Source organism: Streptomyces sp. AA4, from assembly GCF_000158875.1.
Taxonomy (GTDB): Bacteria; Actinomycetota; Actinomycetes; order Mycobacteriales; family Pseudonocardiaceae; genus Amycolatopsis.
Map to the genome: position 1 here is coordinate 2,651,979 of NZ_GG657746.1, position 17,233 is coordinate 2,669,211.

General features: G+C 66.9%; 10 protein-coding genes and 3 pseudogenes. 9 read left to right on the forward strand and 4 right to left on the reverse strand.

Features of this window, described 5'->3' with window-relative positions; translation table 11 throughout:
* Positions 1–609 precede the first annotated feature (609 nt).
* From SSMG_RS12440 to SSMG_RS44300, 5 genes and pseudogenes are all read left to right on the forward strand, one after another.
* Entirely contained in the window at positions 610–918 is a 309-nt protein-coding gene (locus SSMG_RS12440; RefSeq protein ID WP_037713460.1) for a hypothetical protein, read from the forward strand.
* Positions 918–2,603: an alpha/beta hydrolase gene (locus SSMG_RS12445; protein WP_050788159.1), complete on the forward strand. Its 1,686-nt coding sequence runs from the start codon at positions 918–920 to the stop codon at positions 2,601–2,603. Before SSMG_RS12440 ends, SSMG_RS12445 begins: the two co-directional genes overlap by 1 nt.
* Before the next feature lie 10 nt (positions 2,604–2,613).
* Positions 2,614–3,183 carry a lipoprotein gene (locus SSMG_RS43340; protein ID WP_009076203.1) on the forward strand — a complete coding sequence of 190 codons (570 nt, stop codon included), beginning with the start codon at positions 2,614–2,616 and terminating at the stop codon, positions 3,181–3,183.
* A 170-nt stretch (positions 3,184–3,353) separates the two neighbouring features.
* A pseudogene (locus tag SSMG_RS47600) lies at positions 3,354–3,497 on the forward strand (polymorphic toxin type 50 domain-containing protein); the annotation flags it as partial.
* Between the two features lie 237 nt (positions 3,498–3,734).
* Entirely contained in the window at positions 3,735–4,004 is a 270-nt protein-coding gene (locus SSMG_RS44300; RefSeq protein ID WP_037713465.1) for a hypothetical protein, read from the forward strand.
* 791 nt (positions 4,005–4,795) lie between these two features.
* Here SSMG_RS44300 and glmS read toward each other — a convergent pair.
* A complete protein-coding gene (gene glmS / locus SSMG_RS12460; protein ID WP_009076210.1) occupies positions 4,796–6,613 on the reverse strand; it encodes a glutamine--fructose-6-phosphate transaminase (isomerizing) in 1,818 nt (605 codons plus the stop codon).
* Between the two features lie 18 nt (positions 6,614–6,631).
* The gene (locus SSMG_RS12465) at positions 6,632–6,913 is read right to left on the reverse strand and encodes a hypothetical protein (RefSeq protein ID WP_037717030.1); all 282 of its coding nucleotides are present in this window, start codon (positions 6,911–6,913) and stop codon (positions 6,632–6,634) included.
* Between the two features lie 1,547 nt (positions 6,914–8,460).
* Here SSMG_RS12465 and SSMG_RS45320 point away from each other — a divergent pair.
* Positions 8,461–9,795 (forward strand): hypothetical protein, encoded by a 1,335-nt coding sequence (locus SSMG_RS45320; protein WP_158688014.1) that lies wholly within the window; start codon positions 8,461–8,463, stop codon positions 9,793–9,795.
* A 1,133-nt stretch (positions 9,796–10,928) separates the two neighbouring features.
* Positions 10,929–12,116 (forward strand): annotated as a pseudogene (locus SSMG_RS47605) (transposase).
* 659 nt (positions 12,117–12,775) lie between these two features.
* Here the strand turns inward: SSMG_RS47605 and SSMG_RS12480 are convergent.
* Together SSMG_RS12480 and SSMG_RS46830 are read right to left on the reverse strand one after the other, a co-directional pair.
* Positions 12,776–15,388, reverse strand: a complete 2,613-nt coding sequence (locus SSMG_RS12480) for an alpha-N-acetylglucosaminidase (RefSeq protein WP_037713471.1) — start codon at positions 15,386–15,388, stop codon at positions 12,776–12,778.
* A gap of 324 nt (positions 15,389–15,712) precedes the next feature.
* Positions 15,713–15,841 (reverse strand): annotated as a pseudogene (locus SSMG_RS46830) (IS5/IS1182 family transposase); the annotation flags it as partial.
* 552 nt (positions 15,842–16,393) lie between these two features.
* Here SSMG_RS46830 and SSMG_RS12485 point away from each other — a divergent pair.
* Both SSMG_RS12485 and SSMG_RS12490 read left to right on the forward strand, forming a co-directional pair.
* Positions 16,394–16,882 carry a hypothetical protein gene (locus tag SSMG_RS12485; protein WP_037713473.1) on the forward strand — a complete coding sequence of 163 codons (489 nt, stop codon included), beginning with the start codon at positions 16,394–16,396 and terminating at the stop codon, positions 16,880–16,882.
* Positions 16,879–17,217: a transcriptional regulator gene (locus SSMG_RS12490; protein ID WP_100266768.1), complete on the forward strand. Its 339-nt coding sequence runs from the start codon at positions 16,879–16,881 to the stop codon at positions 17,215–17,217. The genes SSMG_RS12485 and SSMG_RS12490 overlap by 4 nt, the downstream gene beginning before the upstream one ends.
* Positions 17,218–17,233: the final 16 nt, after the last annotated feature.

The following is a 17,233-nucleotide window of genomic DNA, read 5'->3' on the forward strand; positions in this document are numbered from 1 at the left end:
CGGACACGCGCCCCCGGACCACCCCGCCGAGCCGCACGAAAGGCAGCGACCGTGACAACGGATCAGAGCGAGAGGACATGCGCAACGTGCGGCGCGGGTGGCCGATGAAGGACCAACGGAACGGACGGCATACCGCCCCCGCGCGACGCTCCCGGCGCACCGCCCGCAACGACGCGCCCGCGATACCCACGCCCGAACAGCGGGCACAGCAACAGCTGGCCAACGCACCCCAGCGGTCCCGCCGATGGGCAGAGGACCTGGCGAGGTTCTACGGACTGGGCCTCCCCGACTGAACCGGCAGAGCCTACGAGAGCGGACGGGGAAGCACGCCAACAGGAGAAGGCTCTGAAGGGCCGTGCGGGTGGTCGACGCCGTCGCAACACCCGGTTCTCGGGGAATGCAACGGAGTTCGGGACCCTCGGATGGCCGGCGGTGTTGCTTTCTCTCGACGCGGACCGGCTCCGCGGTCGGCGGCTGAGTAGTTCTACTCGGCCGCGGCTAGGTACCTGTCCGCATTTCGGCGGGTCACGCCCCCTGTTCGGGGGTGCGGAAAGTTGATCACGCCGTCGTGTTCCCCCTAGCGTGACGAGGCGACCGAGGGAGGAAATCATGGGGTTCACGACGGTGCCGGACAGGTTGAGAGCGGCGGGAGGGAAGGCCAGGGCGAAGGCGGCCAGGTTCGGCGAGGCGGACTGTGCCGAAGCGGTCGGCCGGATCGGGGTCGCGGTCAAGGGCGGGAAGGCCGCGGGGGCGGCCGGGCACTGCCAGGAATCGCTGTCGACCACGTTCGCCCAGTGGTGCTCGTCGGTGCGGGCGTTCGGCGAACACCTGGGTGTCGCGGCCGACCGGTTCGGCAAGGGCGACCGTTCGGCGGCGGGGATCTTCCCGGAAGCCCCGACGGTGACGGGGCCGCGCTGATGGTGTCGCTGGCTGACGTGCGCGCCTGGGACCATGGCGTGCTGGACGATGTCTTCTCCGTGTTGCAGATCCGGGGGCAGATCCTTGTCCACGACGGCGACGAGTTCGGCAAGCTCCTGCCGATGGAGGACTGGGCCGGCGGCGGGGCCGACGCCGCTGCCGGGCAGCACAAGGCGCTGATGCGTGGTCTGGACACCTACGCCGCCGGAGTCGCCGCCCTGGGCAAGGCCGTCAGTCAGGCCGCGGACGCCATCGCCGCCGTGCAGGCCGCGATCTGCAACGCCGACGAGCTGGCCCGCAAATACGGGTTCCGGCTCACCGGCACCGGCGGCATCACCGACCTCTACGCCGGAGGGCAGCCGCCGGCGGACCTGCACCCCGAAGACCGGGAACGCATCCACGCCCAGCTCGTGGACGAAGTCGCGCAGATCCTGCGGACCGCTGACGACATCGACACCGACCTCGCGGCCGTCCTCGACCGCGCCGCCGCCGGACAGTTCGGCACCGGCAACGAGTCCACCGTGGCCGCAGCGGCCGCGGACGGACTCGCTGCCCCCGGCATCACCGCCCCCGAACCTCCGGCGAACGCGACCCCCTCACAAGCCTCTGCCTGGTGGGCGACCCTGTCCCCGGGCGAACGCGACAACCTCGTCCGAGACCGCCCGGGGATGGTCGGCGCGATGGACGGATTGCCGGGCTGGGCCAGGGACAAAGCGAACCGGGCGGTGCTGGCACAGCAGGAGACGGACCTGCGACGTCAACGCGACGACCTCCAACGGCGCATGGACGGACTGAAACTGTCCGACCCGCAGCAGCAGAACCAGCACCACGACCTGAAAGTCCAGCTCGACCGGATCAACGATCGGCTGGCCGAACTCGGCACGGTCGACAAGGCGGTGCGCCTGCCTGGCGGACGGCAACTCTTGGTGCTCGATGGCAGCGGTGAACACCTGAGAGCGGCCATCGCGAACGGCAATGTCGACACCGCTCGAAACGTCATGACTTTCACCGGCGGGTTCGGGTCTTCAGTCGGCGGCGACCTGATCGACTACGACAAAAGCATGGACAAGATCCGCCAGGAAGCCGACAAGATGGCAGCGTGGTATGGGAACGGCGAAAAGTCGGCGACGGTGACGTGGATGGGATATGACGCGCCGCAGTCCCTGGACGTGCTGGGCTCGGGCAAAGCCGAGGCCGGTGCGGCGAAACTGGCACCGTTCCTGGAAGGGCTGGAAACCTCGCGCGGGCCGGATCCGGCGCGGACGGTCGCGTTCGGACACTCCTACGGCTCCACTACTACCGGGCTGGCGCTGCGTCACGTCGAAGTCGACGCGGCTGCCTTCGCCGGGTCTCCCGGGCTCGGCACCGACACCGTTACCGACCTGAAAGTCCCGCCCGGCCAGTCCTACGCCCTCAAAAATGACGCCGACATGGTCGCCGACTCCGGCGTCTTCGGCACCGACCCCACCCACCTGCCCGGAGTCCACGACATGTCCACCGACCGCACGCACCCGATCGACGGGCCGCCACTGGAAGCCTCGACCGGGCACTCCAGCGTGGGTGAATACCTCAAGCCCGGCACCACCAGCCAGCACAACCTCGCCGCACTCCTCGCCAACACCCCTGCGCAATTCATGCTCCGGGACCAACCCGGCTTCGAATACCGCATACCCGGGAAAAACTAAGATAGCCACCATGCCCCCGCATCGAAACCGCAACCACGGCCTGAGCCGCTGGGCAGCAGCCTGCGCCGCCGCGCTCGCGCTTGCTGGCTGCGGACAGAAAGGACCCGACGTGTCCAGCGCCTACGACCAGCTCATGCAACGACCCGACATCGACCAAGCCCAAACCGCCTACACCGCCATGCTCACCACCATCCGCGAACGCCTCACCGCCGAATTCGGCCGAACCTGGGAACAAGGAGGCGAACTCAGCGGAACCGGCTGCGGCAACGACTACCCCGGACTCGACACCGACGGCCTGGAGTTGAGCCTGCCCCGCTGGGATTCCGAAGGAAACCTGCCTGACGCCGACTGGCCCCGTGCCCAAGCCCTCGTCGGACAAATCGCCGCAGGATACGGCTTCGATCCCACGCCCAAAATCTTCTCCGACCGCCCTAGCAACCACGACGTGGTGTACGGCAAAACCGACGGTGCGCTGCTTAGCTTCGGCACGGGGAAAAACACCGGCGTGGCCGTCAGCACCGGCTGTCATTTGACGGCTGAGGCGCACCGTCGGGGCGGACCGGCACCTAGCCAGCCTTAACTTCAACGGAAGACAGCACCACCTGCGCCGACAATGCTGAGCACTCTCTCCGCCCCTTCAGTTCCCGTGACCGCCGCCCCCGACGAGCGAAATTCCACGACACGGACTCCAGCACGCAAGCTTCCCGCCGTAGCGCGTAACCGGTCGGCGGCGTCCCACGCGGTCATGCCGGCTTCAAGGAACGCGTAGACTTCGGCGAAGGCAACGTGATCGGAATATACGTTGGCCGGACGGGCACCAGAATTCCGACCACCAAGGGAATGGTCGTATATGCGGAAGACGGGGCGGTGCACATTTACCCGATCAGGCCGTGACGTCGTCAAACATTGAGAACAGCAACGTGAAGATTGAATCCGGAAATACGGGACCGTGTCCTCAGTGGCTGCCGTCCGTTGTCACACCGCTCGGCACTGTCGCACTGGCGGGGCGCCTCGGTTCGACACCGCTTTCCGGGCTGTCTGGCGAGGTCGGCCGACGGTCGGTGAGGTCGGCAGCAACCGCGGCTCAGGGCGATACCGCCACGGTGAGCATTGTTTCCGGGGATCGATGCGGTGGTTGCGGGGCATTTCGCGCCGGTGACGTTGTGGGCTGCGGTCTGGCGGACTCGAGCACGCGGTGCCCTGCCGGGACTGGAACTCTCCCTGCGGCTTCGCGACGTGCCCGCGGGCGTTTCCGTCGGAGCTGATCCCGGCGAGTCGCTGGAGGCGGTGACCGTCGAGAACGCCGGTTCCGTTCTTGCGCTGGCGGACCGGACCTCGATGCGATACGGCGTGATGCCGAGGCCGGGCGGGATTTTCCTGGTCGATGGGCTGATGAGCTGAGGGACGGAGCCGATGCGCCGTACGGTGTCGAACTCGTCCCTCCGGCGGGGCTGACCTGGCGGCTGCCGGGCCTTCGGTTCGACGAGACTGTTCGTATCTGCGCGGCCGCGGCGTGGAGCGCGCCCAGCGGCGATCCGTCAACCTGGTACGCCGTAGACGTCACGGCCGATTCCGCCCTGCAACAGCTCCTCGCCGATCCGGCGGAGAAGGGTTAGGCGTTATTTCACTGCGTTGACCGACGGCGCTTGAGCAAGCCGGCGTACTTGGCGTGCGAAGGCGGGTGTTGCGGCGAGGAGGCGATTGCCTCGATGCGGCGCTCGCCGGATTCGATGCGGACCATGGGCGATCTCGTCCGGTCGGGCCCCGGGTCGAGCCGGGAACAGCTCGTTCCGTTGGTGAGGAGCGCGGCCGGGTCGCTCGTTTCTCCTTTCCGCGCGGGTGCGCGGCGAGTCGCGCGCACGAGTCCGCTGTCAGGCGTACCGGTGAAGCCATTCGGCGATGTGGGCGGCCGTTCGTGCCGCGTGGCGGGTCATCATCGTGAAGTGGGTGCCGGGCGTGAAGACGGTTTTGCCGGCGTGGGGCCAGGCGCCATGGAAGCCCGCGCCGTCCGACGTGGCGCCTTCGGCGGCGCGGCTGAGGTGTGGCTGAGCATAGGGCGGAGACGTTGCGAAATGCCGGTGCAGTCCTTGTGTCGGGTTCACCTTTCGGCGGTGGAGCCAGTCCTCCGCGACAGGTCAGCGGGCGGCCGATTGCTATCCCCATTAGGCCGCCGCTACGGATTAAAATCCGGGCTACTCCACGGTTACGCTCTTCGCCAGGTTGCGTGGGCGGTCGATGTCGCGGCCGAGTGCCTTCGCGAGGTGGTAGGAGAACAGCTGCAGCGGTATGGACAGGACGATCGGGGCGAGTTCCGGCTGCACGCGGGGAATCTTGATCACGTCGTTCGCGAGCCCGGGCGGCAAGTCGGCGTCGGTTACCGCGATCACCGGGCCGCCCCGGGCTTTGATTTCCTCGATGGTCGAGATGTTCTTGGCGAGCAGTTCGTCGTCGGGCACGACCGCGACGGTGGGCATGTGCGGGTTGATCAGCGCCAGTGGTCCGTGTTTGAGTTCGGACGACTGGTACGCCTCTGCGTGGACGTAGGAGATCTCCTTGAGTTTCTGCGCGCCTTCCCTGGCGACCGGCCAGCCGCGCACGCGGCCGACGAAGAACATGTGCTCCGCCTCGGCGTAGCGGGCGGCGATCGCGGCGATGTCGTCCTCCGCGGCGAGGATTTCGCTGATGCGGGCTGGCAGGTCGGCGAGCTCTGTGACCAGGCGGCGGCCCTCGCTCAGGGACAGGTCTCGCACCCGGCCGAGTTCGAGGGCGAGCAAGGCCAGCGCTACTCCCATGTTGGTGAAGGACTTGGTGGCCGCGACGGAGAACTCGGGGCCGGCGTGCAGGAACATGCCGCTGCCGCATTCTCGTGCGATCGAGCTGCTGACGACGTTGACCAAACCGACGACTCTGCCGCCCTTGCGCTTGAGTTCGTGCACGGCGGCGAGGGTGTCCAGGGTTTCGCCGGACTGGCTGATCGCGACGTAGAGAGTGTCGGGGTCGACGACCGGATTGCGATAGCGGAATTCGGAGGCGGGTTCGGCGTCCGCGGGGATCCTGGCCAGTTCCTCGATCATGCCTGCCCCTACTTGCCCGGCATAGTAGGCAGAACCGCATCCGAGCAGCTTGACCCGGCGGACCTGCTGGTACTCGCGGGGAGACAAACCGAGGCCGTCCAGGCGGGCCGACATGAACCGATGGTCGAGCCGGCCGCTCAGACAGCGGTCTACGGACTCGCTCTGCTCGTGCATCTCCTTGCTCATGAAGTCCGGGTGGCCGCCCAGTTCGTACTCCGTGGAGGAGAGGGCGATCGAGGTCGGGGACTTCGTGGTGGACTCGGCTTCCAGGGTGCTGGTGCGGTAGCCGTCGGCGGACACTGTGGCGAGTTCGTCGTCGTCGAGGTAGATCACGTGCTGCGGGTACCGCACGAGCGCGGCGACGTCGGAGGCGATCAGCATCTCCTGGTCGCCGATGCCGAGCGCGATCGGGCTGCCTTGGCGGGCTGTCACCAGCTCGCCGGGGCTCCCGGTGTCCATGACGATGATCCCGTAGGTGCCCTCGACGCGGCGCAGGGCATCACGGACAGCGTCCTCCAGCGCCGGCGCTTCGCTCCGGGCGATCAGATGGGCGAGAACCTCGCTGTCAGTGTCCGACGAAAGGGTTACCCCCTCAGCGGTCAGCTGGGCTCGCAACTGCGCGGAGTTCTCGATCACTCCATTGTGGACAACCGCGATCCGCTGACGTTCATCGAGATGCGGATGGGCGTTGCGATCGCTCGGCTCCCCGTGGGTCGCCCACCTGGTGTGCGCGATGCCCGCGGGCGAACTTAGTCCGGCGGGCACGATGCGTCGCAGATCAGCGACCCGGCCCTTGGCCTTGACAACCTCGAGCCCGCTGCCTCGTTCCACCGCGATGCCCGCCGAGTCGTAACCCCGGTATTCCAGTCGATGCAGGCCCTCGAGCAGCAACGGAACAGCGTTCCGCGCCCCGACGTATCCCACGATCCCGCACATGATCATGCCCTCCGCTGCTCAGCCGTGGACGATGCGGCGCAACTGCCGCTCCGACAGTCGCGGAGCCGCGACCGGGCGAAGATCCAGTTCATCGCTGATCACCGCCCAGATCCGCGCGTTCGGCAACTGTTCCGCGCGCAATTCGCTGTGTCGGCGCCGCACGTACTCTTCCGTGGTCTCGACGAAATACCCCATGACATCCGACACGACCCGCCCGGCAATGGCCGGGGGCAGGCCTGTCGTGTGCACAATATGGCGCACCAGGTCATCTGGAATCTCGTCCCCCACGACACCCAGCATGGCCACCCGCGCGATCTCCGGCAAACCCCCGTACCCGAAATCGGGCACGGCCCGGCTACGGACGTAATCGGCGGACCAAAGGGTGTGCCCCGTTCTGGGCCGGCTCTGGAACACATTCTGGGTACATCGGCTGCGCTGTGAGGTGAAGCTGCCAGGCTCCATCTGAAGCGCGCTGGGAGTCCTGCGGCCGGGTGCTGCGCCTCGGCCCACGAGCCGGCCGACGCGGCGGGGCAGCAAGCATCTGCCGCGCTTGAACTGCATTGCCAGGCCTGTCCGAGCGGCTGGACTTGGCTGCGTCCGATGTCTGACTTTCCTGCCGAAGATGCAGTCAGGCCACCGAGGTTCCGCCGTCGCGTCGAGGTGGGAACCGCTGCTCGCGCTCCCCGTGGACAAGCTCCGAACCTCTTCGGCTCGTTAGAGTGATTCCCGCTGGTTTTCTGGACAACCTGCAAGCGGATTCATATATTCCTTTCGGTGGCGATCTTCCGCCCGGTTCTCGTTTCAGCGCTGCAGTCCTCCGGTCATGACTGGGGGACTGCAGCGCTGGTCACGGGTGGAAGTACTCGAAGTCCCTGTTGCAGCCGGAAAAGACGTGGAGGTAAAGGAGGAAAGACCCGCGTCCTCTCTCGTCGAAACGCGTCAACCTGCTCGGGAAGATGATCCGTGGCCGAACATGCCACCATGCCGCGCCTCCCGCCACCGCTCTCCCGGACAGCTTAATCGGGACGCTCTCGTAAATAAAACCGTTGAAAGAAACGGCCTGTCGAGAGTCCTGTGTTCGCGAGCGGTTCTGCCTGGAGGTTTCGGCTGGCAGGACTCAGTGTCCGGTCCACGGATCCGCTCCTTGAGTGCGCCTCCCGGGCACGAAAGATAAAAGGAGTCACATGGCCAGTTCGAGAGCAATTACAAGGAGATCTCGGGCAGCATCTGCGGCTGCCCTGGTCGCAAGCTTCATCGCGTCGCTGCTGGTAGCGGTTTTCGGCGGGTCCGCACATGCGGACGACGGCCCGTCGCGAACTCCGTCGCCGTACTCTCCGCGGCTGTTTGCCGCCGCTGTGGGGCAGCGAAACGAGACGCAATTGCGGACCATGTACGCGGACCTAGTAAACGCCAACAGGATAACTGAGCCAAGCGTAGGCCTGGTGGCCCGGGATGCTACTGATAACCTGGATGTCCGAACGCACGTTTACCGATGGGATCGCCGCAGTCCCAGCGAAATTCTGAGAACCGGGTTCGCGCCGAGGGCGATACAGCCGGGCCAGGACCTTGACAGCTATTCAAATTTGAACCGGTACGTCCACGAGATGGGAGCCCCGGGGCAGTCGGATCGCAGTTTCTCCAGTATCTTTGTAGGCGCGACGCAAAGCTCTCGCTGGTACCCAGCCTCCACTAGCGCCGCAGGCGTGTCGGAACGGTGGTATCGGTACGAAATATTCGCCCCCGGCGGGTTCGACGTCGCCCGGTCGCTAGGGTCCTTGTACGGAGGCTACGCAGGGCAAGAAGAAGTGGTATTCGCTGGAGGAATATCCGCTCGGCATATTCGAAACGTGCAGGCGTACGAGATCACCAGAGAGGGACGGTACTCCCAAGCCAGGCCGCTCGAAGAATCGTTTGACGGAACCACGCGAGTCCACCGAATCATGAGAAATGCTGGGTTTGACCCGAATTCGGCATCTGTCGATGCTGCCCACCCAGCTGTGGATGTGCAGACTTTGCGGAACGTCGTCTGCCCGACCGCTCCGAGGCACCTCGTGGTTTCCTTGATTGGAATCAATGCGCGCGTCAACTGGCCGGGCGGGCAAGTTCACAGCAATCCTCATAGCGAACTGAAGAGAAACGCCCCCGAGCCGGATGGGGCATGCTCGGATGAAATAATCGACGATATCGTAACTCCGGTACACCCGAACGAAACGACTAGATTCTACGTACTAGACAGCGCGAAAATCGCAGAAGCAAAACTTCCTTCCCAAGCAGCGAGCATCAAGGGCCTTACCTACACGGAAAGTCCATTCCCCCTTGCGAAATCCGAGAACGGCGCGCACGTCATCGGAACGCCCTCCTTCTGCAGCGTGACCTTTCCGGGTGCGGACAGGATCGAGCCTTCGTGCTCAAATAACGACTACTTCGGCCAGTATGTAGTCAAAGTGTCAGGCGCATGGCCGACAGAATTTCACGGCAATTCTAACTTTCACTCAGGGAAATTTTCATACTACAGCGAGCCATTTTCAGTTGGCTCCGACGGAAAGTCGAACTCCATTTACCTCAAGGATATAAAGTTGAGTCCGTCCGTCGACCAGGCTACAAACCTGTGGCAGGTCACGCACAGTTCTGAGGAATTCTTCACCGAGTCAGAGGATTCGACTACCGACATCCAATTGATTCCGGTAGCCGAAGTTGCCGACGGGAACAATTTGAAGGAAGTGGGCAAGGCGTGCGACGATGGGACTACGACGCAAGATAAGGACAAGAAGGCCTTCGTCAGGGGCTGTGTCCGCTTTTACAACGACGACAAGGGGTCACTTTACGGACTTCCCTACCTGGCTGCCGACTACTGGAGCAAGTCTCTTGGGCTATTCTGGGTGCGGGATACCGACCGAGCGGAGACTAGGTTCAATTGTTCAATAGCTGAAAATTACAACTCCGCTCCGTTATTGTACGACGACGGCACTATGCGGCGTGAAGGGACCGGGGAAGTCCAGATGAGTTGCCAGAGCTATGCCTTTCCGTTGAAGCTGGAAAGAGGAAAGTCGTACAATATGTCGTACTATGGGACCAGGGTGGAAGTTCCTCGCGATAATACTGGTCTGCACTTGTACGGTATGCGCATCGGGAGCGAGGCGGTGCCGAAAACGTTGAAGTTTACCGCGCCGCAAAGTTCCTAGTATTTCCGTGCGCCAGCCGTCATCGAATCCGGATCGTCCTGGGCCTGCGTTGGGATAACTCGACGCGGTTCCTGCGCAGCCGGCCCGGCTGACGCGGCACGGGAACGCGGAGGCCGGGTGGTCACATCGATCCACCCGGCCTCCGTCAGGTCCGCGTGCGACCGGTCCGCACGGCGTCGTCCACCACGACCGGTGCCGATGTCGGCAGCAGCGCCACACAGGTCACGGTCGCGTACCGGCAGTCCTCGTGGATCGGTGAGGAATCCGGTACGAGGGCGTGCGGCTCGGTGTCGTCGCCGACGACACCGAGCCGCAGTAGTCGCGCGAGATCCGGCGATGCACGGGGAACGGCTGGTCTGCGTCTGTTCCGAAGAGCGCCTGGACGCGCTGGCGAAACAGTACCGACCGCGCCAGTTCGTGGATGCGGAACTGCGGGCGGGAGAGATATTGTGGACGGTGGCCGCGAACCCCACCGATACCTCGACACTGCGCTCCTGACCGCGGGAACCGGCCTGGCGGTCGAGCAGATCCACGCCGGAATCGCCGGGCACAACACCCGCGCTCGCGAAATCCAGGAACGCGGCGTGCCTCCGAACCTCGGTGAACCTCACCTCAATTGCTCACTTGGCAGGTTTCTCCTGAATCCCGGACAGCCCGCTCGAAGTGGTGGAAGCCTTCTCGTTACCTGATTCCCGAGGCGTCGAAAAGATCGGCAACACGGACTTCCGCGGGCTGCTCGGCGTTGGGTCGAGGCCGGAAGGTTTCGAGAGCCGTGAGCCCTCGGGGGAGATCGGTCGACGCGCCGTCGGCGCTGGTGGTCCGCCGCGCGAGTGCTGTGCCTGAGCGCCTCTGGGGCCGGTGAGTCCACGTGCGGGACCGGCGGGCTCGGTCGACCGCGACCGGGATCTCGCCGGGTCAGGTCGGTGCTCGTGGTTCGAGCCCGCCCGCACGGCGGATGCCTTGTTTCTGGGGAGCCGGTGAGCTATGCCGCGAAGACTGGCTTGCCGTGCGGGTCGCTGGAATCGCGAACAACTCATCGGAGGGAAGGCCGTCGAGCCTCGTCAGGAGGGCGCTGCGCGTTCTCGCTGGGTCTCTGACCGGCAGAGGTCACTGATCGACCAGAGGTGACGGGGTTGACACTGTGCTGCGGGATCGACTGGGCGGAAGGCCGTCACGACCTGGCCGTGGTCGACAGCGCCGGCAGGCTGATGGCGAAAAGAGAATCAACGAGGTCGTCGCCGAGTTCACCGAGCTGCTCGCCGAACTCGGCGACCCGGCCGAGGCCCCGATTCCGGTCGCGATCGAAACACCCCGCGGGCTGCTCGTCGCCGCGCTCCGCGCGACCGGCAGGCCGGTGTTCGCGATCAATCCGATGGCCGCCGCCCGTTATCGTGAGCGGCACTCGGTGTCCCGCATCCACATCCGACCACGCCGATGCGACGACCCTGGCGAACGTTCTGCGCGCCGCCGCGTCCCTGCCGACCGCGACCTCGCCCAAGCCGTGGCCGTGCTCGCCCGCGCCCAGCAGGACGCGATCTGGCGGCGCACCAAGGCAAGCAACGAACTGCGCGGTCCTGCGCGAGTACTGCCCGGCCGTCCTCGCCGCCTTCGCGGGCAAGTCCGCGACGAACCTCGCCGCGATCCTGGCGATCACCCCGACCCTGGCCGCCGCGGCCGCGCTGTCGAAAGCCCGTATCGCCGCGCCGGCCGCACCCGCTGCGTCGGCCAGGCCACCGCAGACATCAAGGCGGCACTGCGCGAACCCCAGCTGAGCCAGCCGAGGCTGGTCGAAGACGCGTTCGGCCGCCAGGCCCTCGCGCTGTTCGCCACGCTCGACGCCGCCTGCACTGGCGCCGACGACTTCGTGCGGTGGCCGCGGACGCGTTCCGACACCCCGACTACGCGATCATCACCAGCTTCCCCGGCCTCGCCGACTCAACCGGAGCCCGCGTCCTGGCCGAGATCGGCGACGACCGCATCCGCTTCTCCGAGGCCCGCGTGCTCAAGGCATACGCAGGGTCCGCACCCGTCGCCCGCACGTCCGGCGCGCGATCTCCGTCACCTGCCGGCCGATCAAGAACGACCGCCTCGCCGCCGTCGGCTGGCTCTGGGCCTTCATCGCCGCCACCCACAGCGAACCCGCCAAAGCCCGCTACCGGAAACGCCGCGTCCCCGGCGACCGCCACTCCACCGCCCTGCGGCCCCTGGTCAACCTAATGCTCGGACAGCTCTGCCACTGCCTCCACACAGGACAGACCTACGACGAAACCCGAGCCTTCCACCCGCCTCAGCCGACACTTGCAGAACCTGTGACCGCTTGACAATTGGCGATATCGGAGGTCTCCCGTGTCCCAGCGGCGCCCTGACGGTGTCGCCCGGCGCGACCCTGTTTCCCGTGCCCGACGTCGAGGACATCGACGATCTGCTGCGGCGAGCCGACACCGCGGTCTACGAGGCCAAGGAGGGTGCCGGAACCGCAACTGCGCCAGCCCGTCTCTGACGCAGCCTGCCGGAAGCTGATCCAGGCCGCGGCCCTGGGAGCTGGCCGGCTTTCAGATATGCGCCGGGCCTGCGCCCCAGCCGTGATGGCGCGCAAGCCACGGAGCGGGACCGGCGTGAGGAGCAGGCCGTACTTGGTGCTCTGACGCTGGCTTCGGGGCAGATCGCGCGTACCGAGACCATGGCGGCGACGACCGCCTTGCGGAAGTTCGCCATGCCCCGCACGTCGTCGGCGTAGCCGCTGCCGAGCTGGGCGCGCAAAGCCAGCCACGGTGCCAGGGACGGTTCTCGCAGGTAGCTGAGCGCCTGCAGGAAAACCGTTGAGCAACGATGCGAGATCAGGCACTGACCGAGCAACGGAGACCAAGAAAGCCGCGGTCGGCGGAGGATTGGTGACTGGCATGCGCGTCGGTGGGGTTGGCCCGAACCGATCAATTCGGGCCGACCCTACCGTAGTCCTGCGTGGATCGCTGCCGGTAATTCAGGAGGGGAGTGCCCACTTCTGGTTGGGAGTGGCGATACAGGTCCAGACGATCAGTGGTGTGCCCGGCGTGGACGATCCTCCCGTGGCGTCCAGGCACAGGTTGGACTTGGTGTTGACCAAGGTTCCGTCCTTGCGGGAGGTCCAGGTCTGGGCGGGCGTGCCGTTGCAGCCATACAGCTGCACGGCGGTGCCGGCGGCCGTGGCGCCGCCTCGGACGTCCAGGCACTTGCCCATGGCTCGCACTGTTCCGTCAGCCTGGGCGGTCCAGGTCTGGGCGGCGGTGCCGTTGCAGTCCCACACCTGCACAGGCGTGCCGTCTGCTGAGCTGCCGTTGGTGACGTCAACGCACTTGCCGCCGATCCCGACGATCGCCCCCTGGCGAGGGGAGGACGCGGCGGCGAGCGTGTCGCGTACCTGGGCGGCCAGGGCGTAGGGATCGCCGGCCGGGGTGGTGGGGTAGGGGTTGCGTTGCTTGGCCCACCCGTCCTCGGCGGCGAACCAGTCGATGGACGCCGGTTGGCCGCCGGTGTTCATCGCGGTGTTCAGGCTGTCGAAGTACTGCTTCCAGCGCTTGGCGTAGAAGTCGCTGACCAGGCCGGACCATTCCCGGTTGGCGTAGTCGTGGAGGCGGCCGTCGTCGCTGCCGGCCCGGGGCCCCCACGTGGTGATCAGCGACCGGGCGTCGTATTCCAGGCGTGCCTGTTCGGTGTCGGTGCCCGCCCAGGACTTGGCGGCTTCCAGCCACGGGCCCAGCAGGAATCGGGAGTCGGTGGCCAGCAGCTTGTCCAGCAGGGTCATGTTGCTCATCCACCGGCTGGTCAGGGTGGTGAACTGGGTCCGGTCCCGGTTGGTGTAGGCGGTCTTGATCTGGGGCAGCAGGGTGCGGCTGGTGTTGGTCAGGGCTTGCCGGGCCACGTCGACCAGGTCGAACCGGTAGGCGTCGGTGCCCCGCAGCGCGGGATCGACGTTGAGCAGCTCGTCGAGTGCCTTGCCGAAGGTGGCCTGCTGGTAGCGCAGGGAGGCGGGGCTCCAGGTCGCCGCCGTGGCGGCGTCCAGGTTCGGGCGGGCGGCGTAGAGGCTGTCCTGGGCCTCGCTCCACCCTGAGGCGGGCATGCTGTAGGCGGTTTGCCGCAGCAGATCCCAGGCGGTCGCGGCGCGGGTGTCGGGCCCGCCGTAGCGGCGGCTGGCGTAGTCGGCGAACCACGCAGCCTGGTGGATGGGGGTCTGACGCCAGGCCAGCTCGGTGAACAACTCGAAAGCCGCCGGGTTGGTGCCGGTGCCCTCGGGCAGGTAGGCGATGCCGGTCAGGGCGCTGCCCTGCTTGGTACGCCATTGCGGGAAGCGCTGAGTCCAGACGCCGGTGTTGGCGCCGATGGTGGTGTGGCCGCCGAAGTTGTAGATCGTGCCGAACGCGTAGGGCGTGTTGTTCCACTGGGAGTCGGGGTCGCGCTGGCCGTAGCGGTCGGACAGGCCGTCGACGACGAACAGCTTGGACTTGTCCACGGCGTCGACGATCGCTCGAGGCGGGTTGTTCTGCCATCCCAGCAGCACCCAGGTGGCCCCCGGGCGCGCGGTCTGCAGGGCGGTCATGACACCGCGGGCCGCGTCCCCGACGGGCACGTCACCGGATTTGCCGCCCTCGTGCAGCAGGTCCATCTTGTACATCGAGGTGTCGCCGAACAGGTCGTGCTGGGCTTGGTAGAAGGCGGCCGCGACCTTGCGGTAGCTGCTCGTGCGGGGATCCAGCCAGTCCGGCCGGTCAAATCCCACCCACGTGCCCTGCCCGATCACCCGCGCGTCCGACGAGGCATCGGCCTTCTTGCTCTTGTCCGCGAAACCTCGCGGAACGGTCCCGAAATACCCCGGCAGCACCGGGGTCATCCCCAGGTCCTTGAGCCGCGTGATGACCTTCTTCGCCATCGCGACGCGGGCGTCGAGCAACTGCGGCGACACCGGGCCGGTGAACGAGGCCATGTTCTGCAGCAGCCACCACGGCTGATGGCCCGGGGAGGGGATCCAGGAGCGCACCTCGTCGGCGGTGTAGCCGAACTGCCGGAACGTGCGGTCATAGACCGCGTCGGTGCCGATGTCCACGAACACCTCGTTGACGCCGTGCAACGCCAGCACGTCGATCTGACGTTCGTAGTCGGCCCACGACTTGTAGGGGCCGGAGTAGCCGGAGTCGGTGTCGTTGAGCGCGAACCGGTTGGGCACCACCGCTGACTGGGTCACTGGCTGCGAGGGGGCGGGCAGGGTCGCGGGCAACCGGGACAGGCTGTCACCGGGCCAGGAGACGTCCACCTTCGCGGTGTACTTCAGGTACCAGTTCACCCCGGTCAACAGCACTCCGGGGCTCGTGCCCTGTACTTCGATCTTGCCGGCGCGGCCTTTCACCGTGAAATAGTCACCGGATGGGCGGCGTTGCACCGGGGTGAGGGTGAACTGGGCGGCTTGTCGGGGCAGCACCCTGGCCACGGCGGCGGACGCGGCGCTGGTGTCGAACGCCGGTGCCGCCTGGGCCGAACCGGGCGCCCCGAGCGCCGACGCGGCCACCGTGAGCGCCAAGACCGCGCGCGTCACACACCGAGGTACACGAGGGCGTTTGGTCATGACGAGCACTCCCTGCCGTCAGCCGCCAACGGATACCGTCAGCGCCTGACGATCCGGGGCGGCCAGGCAGCCATTCAGGTACCGAAGGCCGCCCACGTTCCGCAATGGTCCAGACCACCATGCGCTCGCTCTGGACGTCAAGGCAAGAAACAGCCCGAGGTGGCGGCCAAAATCCCCCACCCGGGTGGCGGCCCGCGCGGCCGTGCCCGCAGTGCTCAGTGTGCCGTCGACCGGTGGCGCGGGGTGTCCTGATCGTGGTGAGGACACCGCTACCCCAGCGGGCCGGCTCCGGCACGGGCCATCAACGTCGTCGACGTCCACAGGGATCAACGACTCGCTGCGCCGGGGCAGGCGTTCGCAGTCCCGGCAATTGCGGCGCGCCCGCATGATCCAGCCCAGTGACCTCTCCACGATCCAGCGTTTGGCCAGCGGAACGAATCCGGCCTGGTCCGGCCCGGCGACCGCCTCTCCACCGCGCTGCGGCACCTGTTCAGCCGGATGCTCGGGCAGCTCTGCCGCTGCCTCCACACAGGACAGACGTTCGGCGAAACCTGAGCTTTCCACCGGTCTCAGCCGACATCCGCGGAACCGGTGGCCGCTTGACAATGTGGCGATATCGGAGGTCTCCCGTATCCCGGAACCGCCGCCGTCTTTAACGAGTCCGCTGGTCAGCGGGGTGCCGTGCCGGGCTACCGCTGGTCGTGGCCTGGTTTCTCGTTCCAGCAGGACGAAGAGGCGGGTCGTTCGCTTTTGCGCCAGGCAGTGTCTACTCGCATCGAGTTGGCGAGGCTGTCCGGGTTGAGCACGGTGAACACGCCCTGCCCGGGTGAATGTTCACCGGTCCTAGGCGGCGCGGCACTTCACCCGCCGCGGGGAGACGCCATCCCCCTCGCGAGCGGTACGGGCTGTCGCGTGCGCCGGGGCCTGCACGGCCAGCGGTTGCCATCCGGACGTGCGGAAAGTACTTTCCGATTGGAAAACGATGTGGAGCGAGGAGGGAATGCCATGGGCGAGCACGGGGAGGAAGCGGCAGCGGTGGCGCGGTTGAGCCGGGTCGCCGCGGCGCGGGTGGGGCCGGGCTGGTGGGTCGCGACGCTGGCGGGGGTGTCGTGGTTCCTGGTGGCGGGCGGGACGATCCCGGTGGCGCGGTTGGAGCTGCTGGGGATTCCTGGTCTGCCTTACGGGCTGGCCGGGGGCGTGTTGTTCGTGGCGGCGATGGCGCTGTTCTCCGTGCGGACCGGGACCGGCCGGCAGGATCTGCGGCCGTTCGCGGCGTATCCGTCGTTGCGGTCGCGGTTCCCGGTGTTCGCGGTGACGTGCGGGGCGAGCCTGGCCGCCGCGTTCTGGCTGGGCCGGGCAGACGGTTCCCCTGCCCTGGTCTGGGCGGGTCTCGCGGTCGCGGCGGCCGGGGGCGTCGCGGTCGGGGCGATGGTGGGGTGGATGGCCGCGGGAATCCGCGGCGACATCGTCGCGGCGGGAAGCGGGCGGCGGTGAGCGGGCTGGACCCGGTGATCCATCCTCTGCCCCGGCTGTCGATCTGCGCGCTGCTCGCGGCCGGTCCGCAGTGGGTGGAATTCCGCGAGGTCCGGGACGCGACCGGGCTGAGCGATTCGGCGGTGTCGAAGAACAGCCGGGTCCTGGAGGAGGCTGGTTTTCTCGAGGTCCGCAAGGGCGGGATCGGGCGGCGCCCGCGCACCTGGTTCCGGATGACCCCGCTCGGGCACGCCCGCTACGACCGCCACGTCGCGGCCGTCCTCGAGCTGGCCCGCCGTCCCGGCCCCCAGCCCGAGCCGGAGGGGTCAGGCCGCCCCGATTCCGGGACGGCCTGACCCCTCCGGTTGTTCA

Excerpts from the sequence above, each read along its gene's own strand:
- SSMG_RS12440 (WP_037713460.1), top strand. The coding sequence starts at position 610 with ATGGGGTTCACGACGGTGCCGGACAGGTTGAGAGCGGCGGGAGGGAAG.
- SSMG_RS12445 (WP_050788159.1), top strand. The coding sequence starts at position 918 with ATGGTGTCGCTGGCTGACGTGCGCGCCTGGGACCATGGCGTGCTGGAC.
- SSMG_RS43340 (WP_009076203.1), top strand. The coding sequence starts at position 2,614 with ATGCCCCCGCATCGAAACCGCAACCACGGCCTGAGCCGCTGGGCAGCA.
- glmS (WP_009076210.1), bottom strand. The coding sequence starts at position 6,613 with ATGTGCGGGATCGTGGGATACGTCGGGGCGCGGAACGCTGTTCCGTTG.
- SSMG_RS12465 (WP_037717030.1), bottom strand. The coding sequence starts at position 6,913 with ATGCTGGGTGTCGTGGGGGACGAGATTCCAGATGACCTGGTGCGCCAT.
- SSMG_RS12480 (WP_037713471.1), bottom strand. The coding sequence starts at position 15,388 with ATGACCAAACGCCCTCGTGTACCTCGGTGTGTGACGCGCGCGGTCTTG.
- SSMG_RS12485 (WP_037713473.1), top strand. The coding sequence starts at position 16,394 with ATGGGCGAGCACGGGGAGGAAGCGGCAGCGGTGGCGCGGTTGAGCCGG.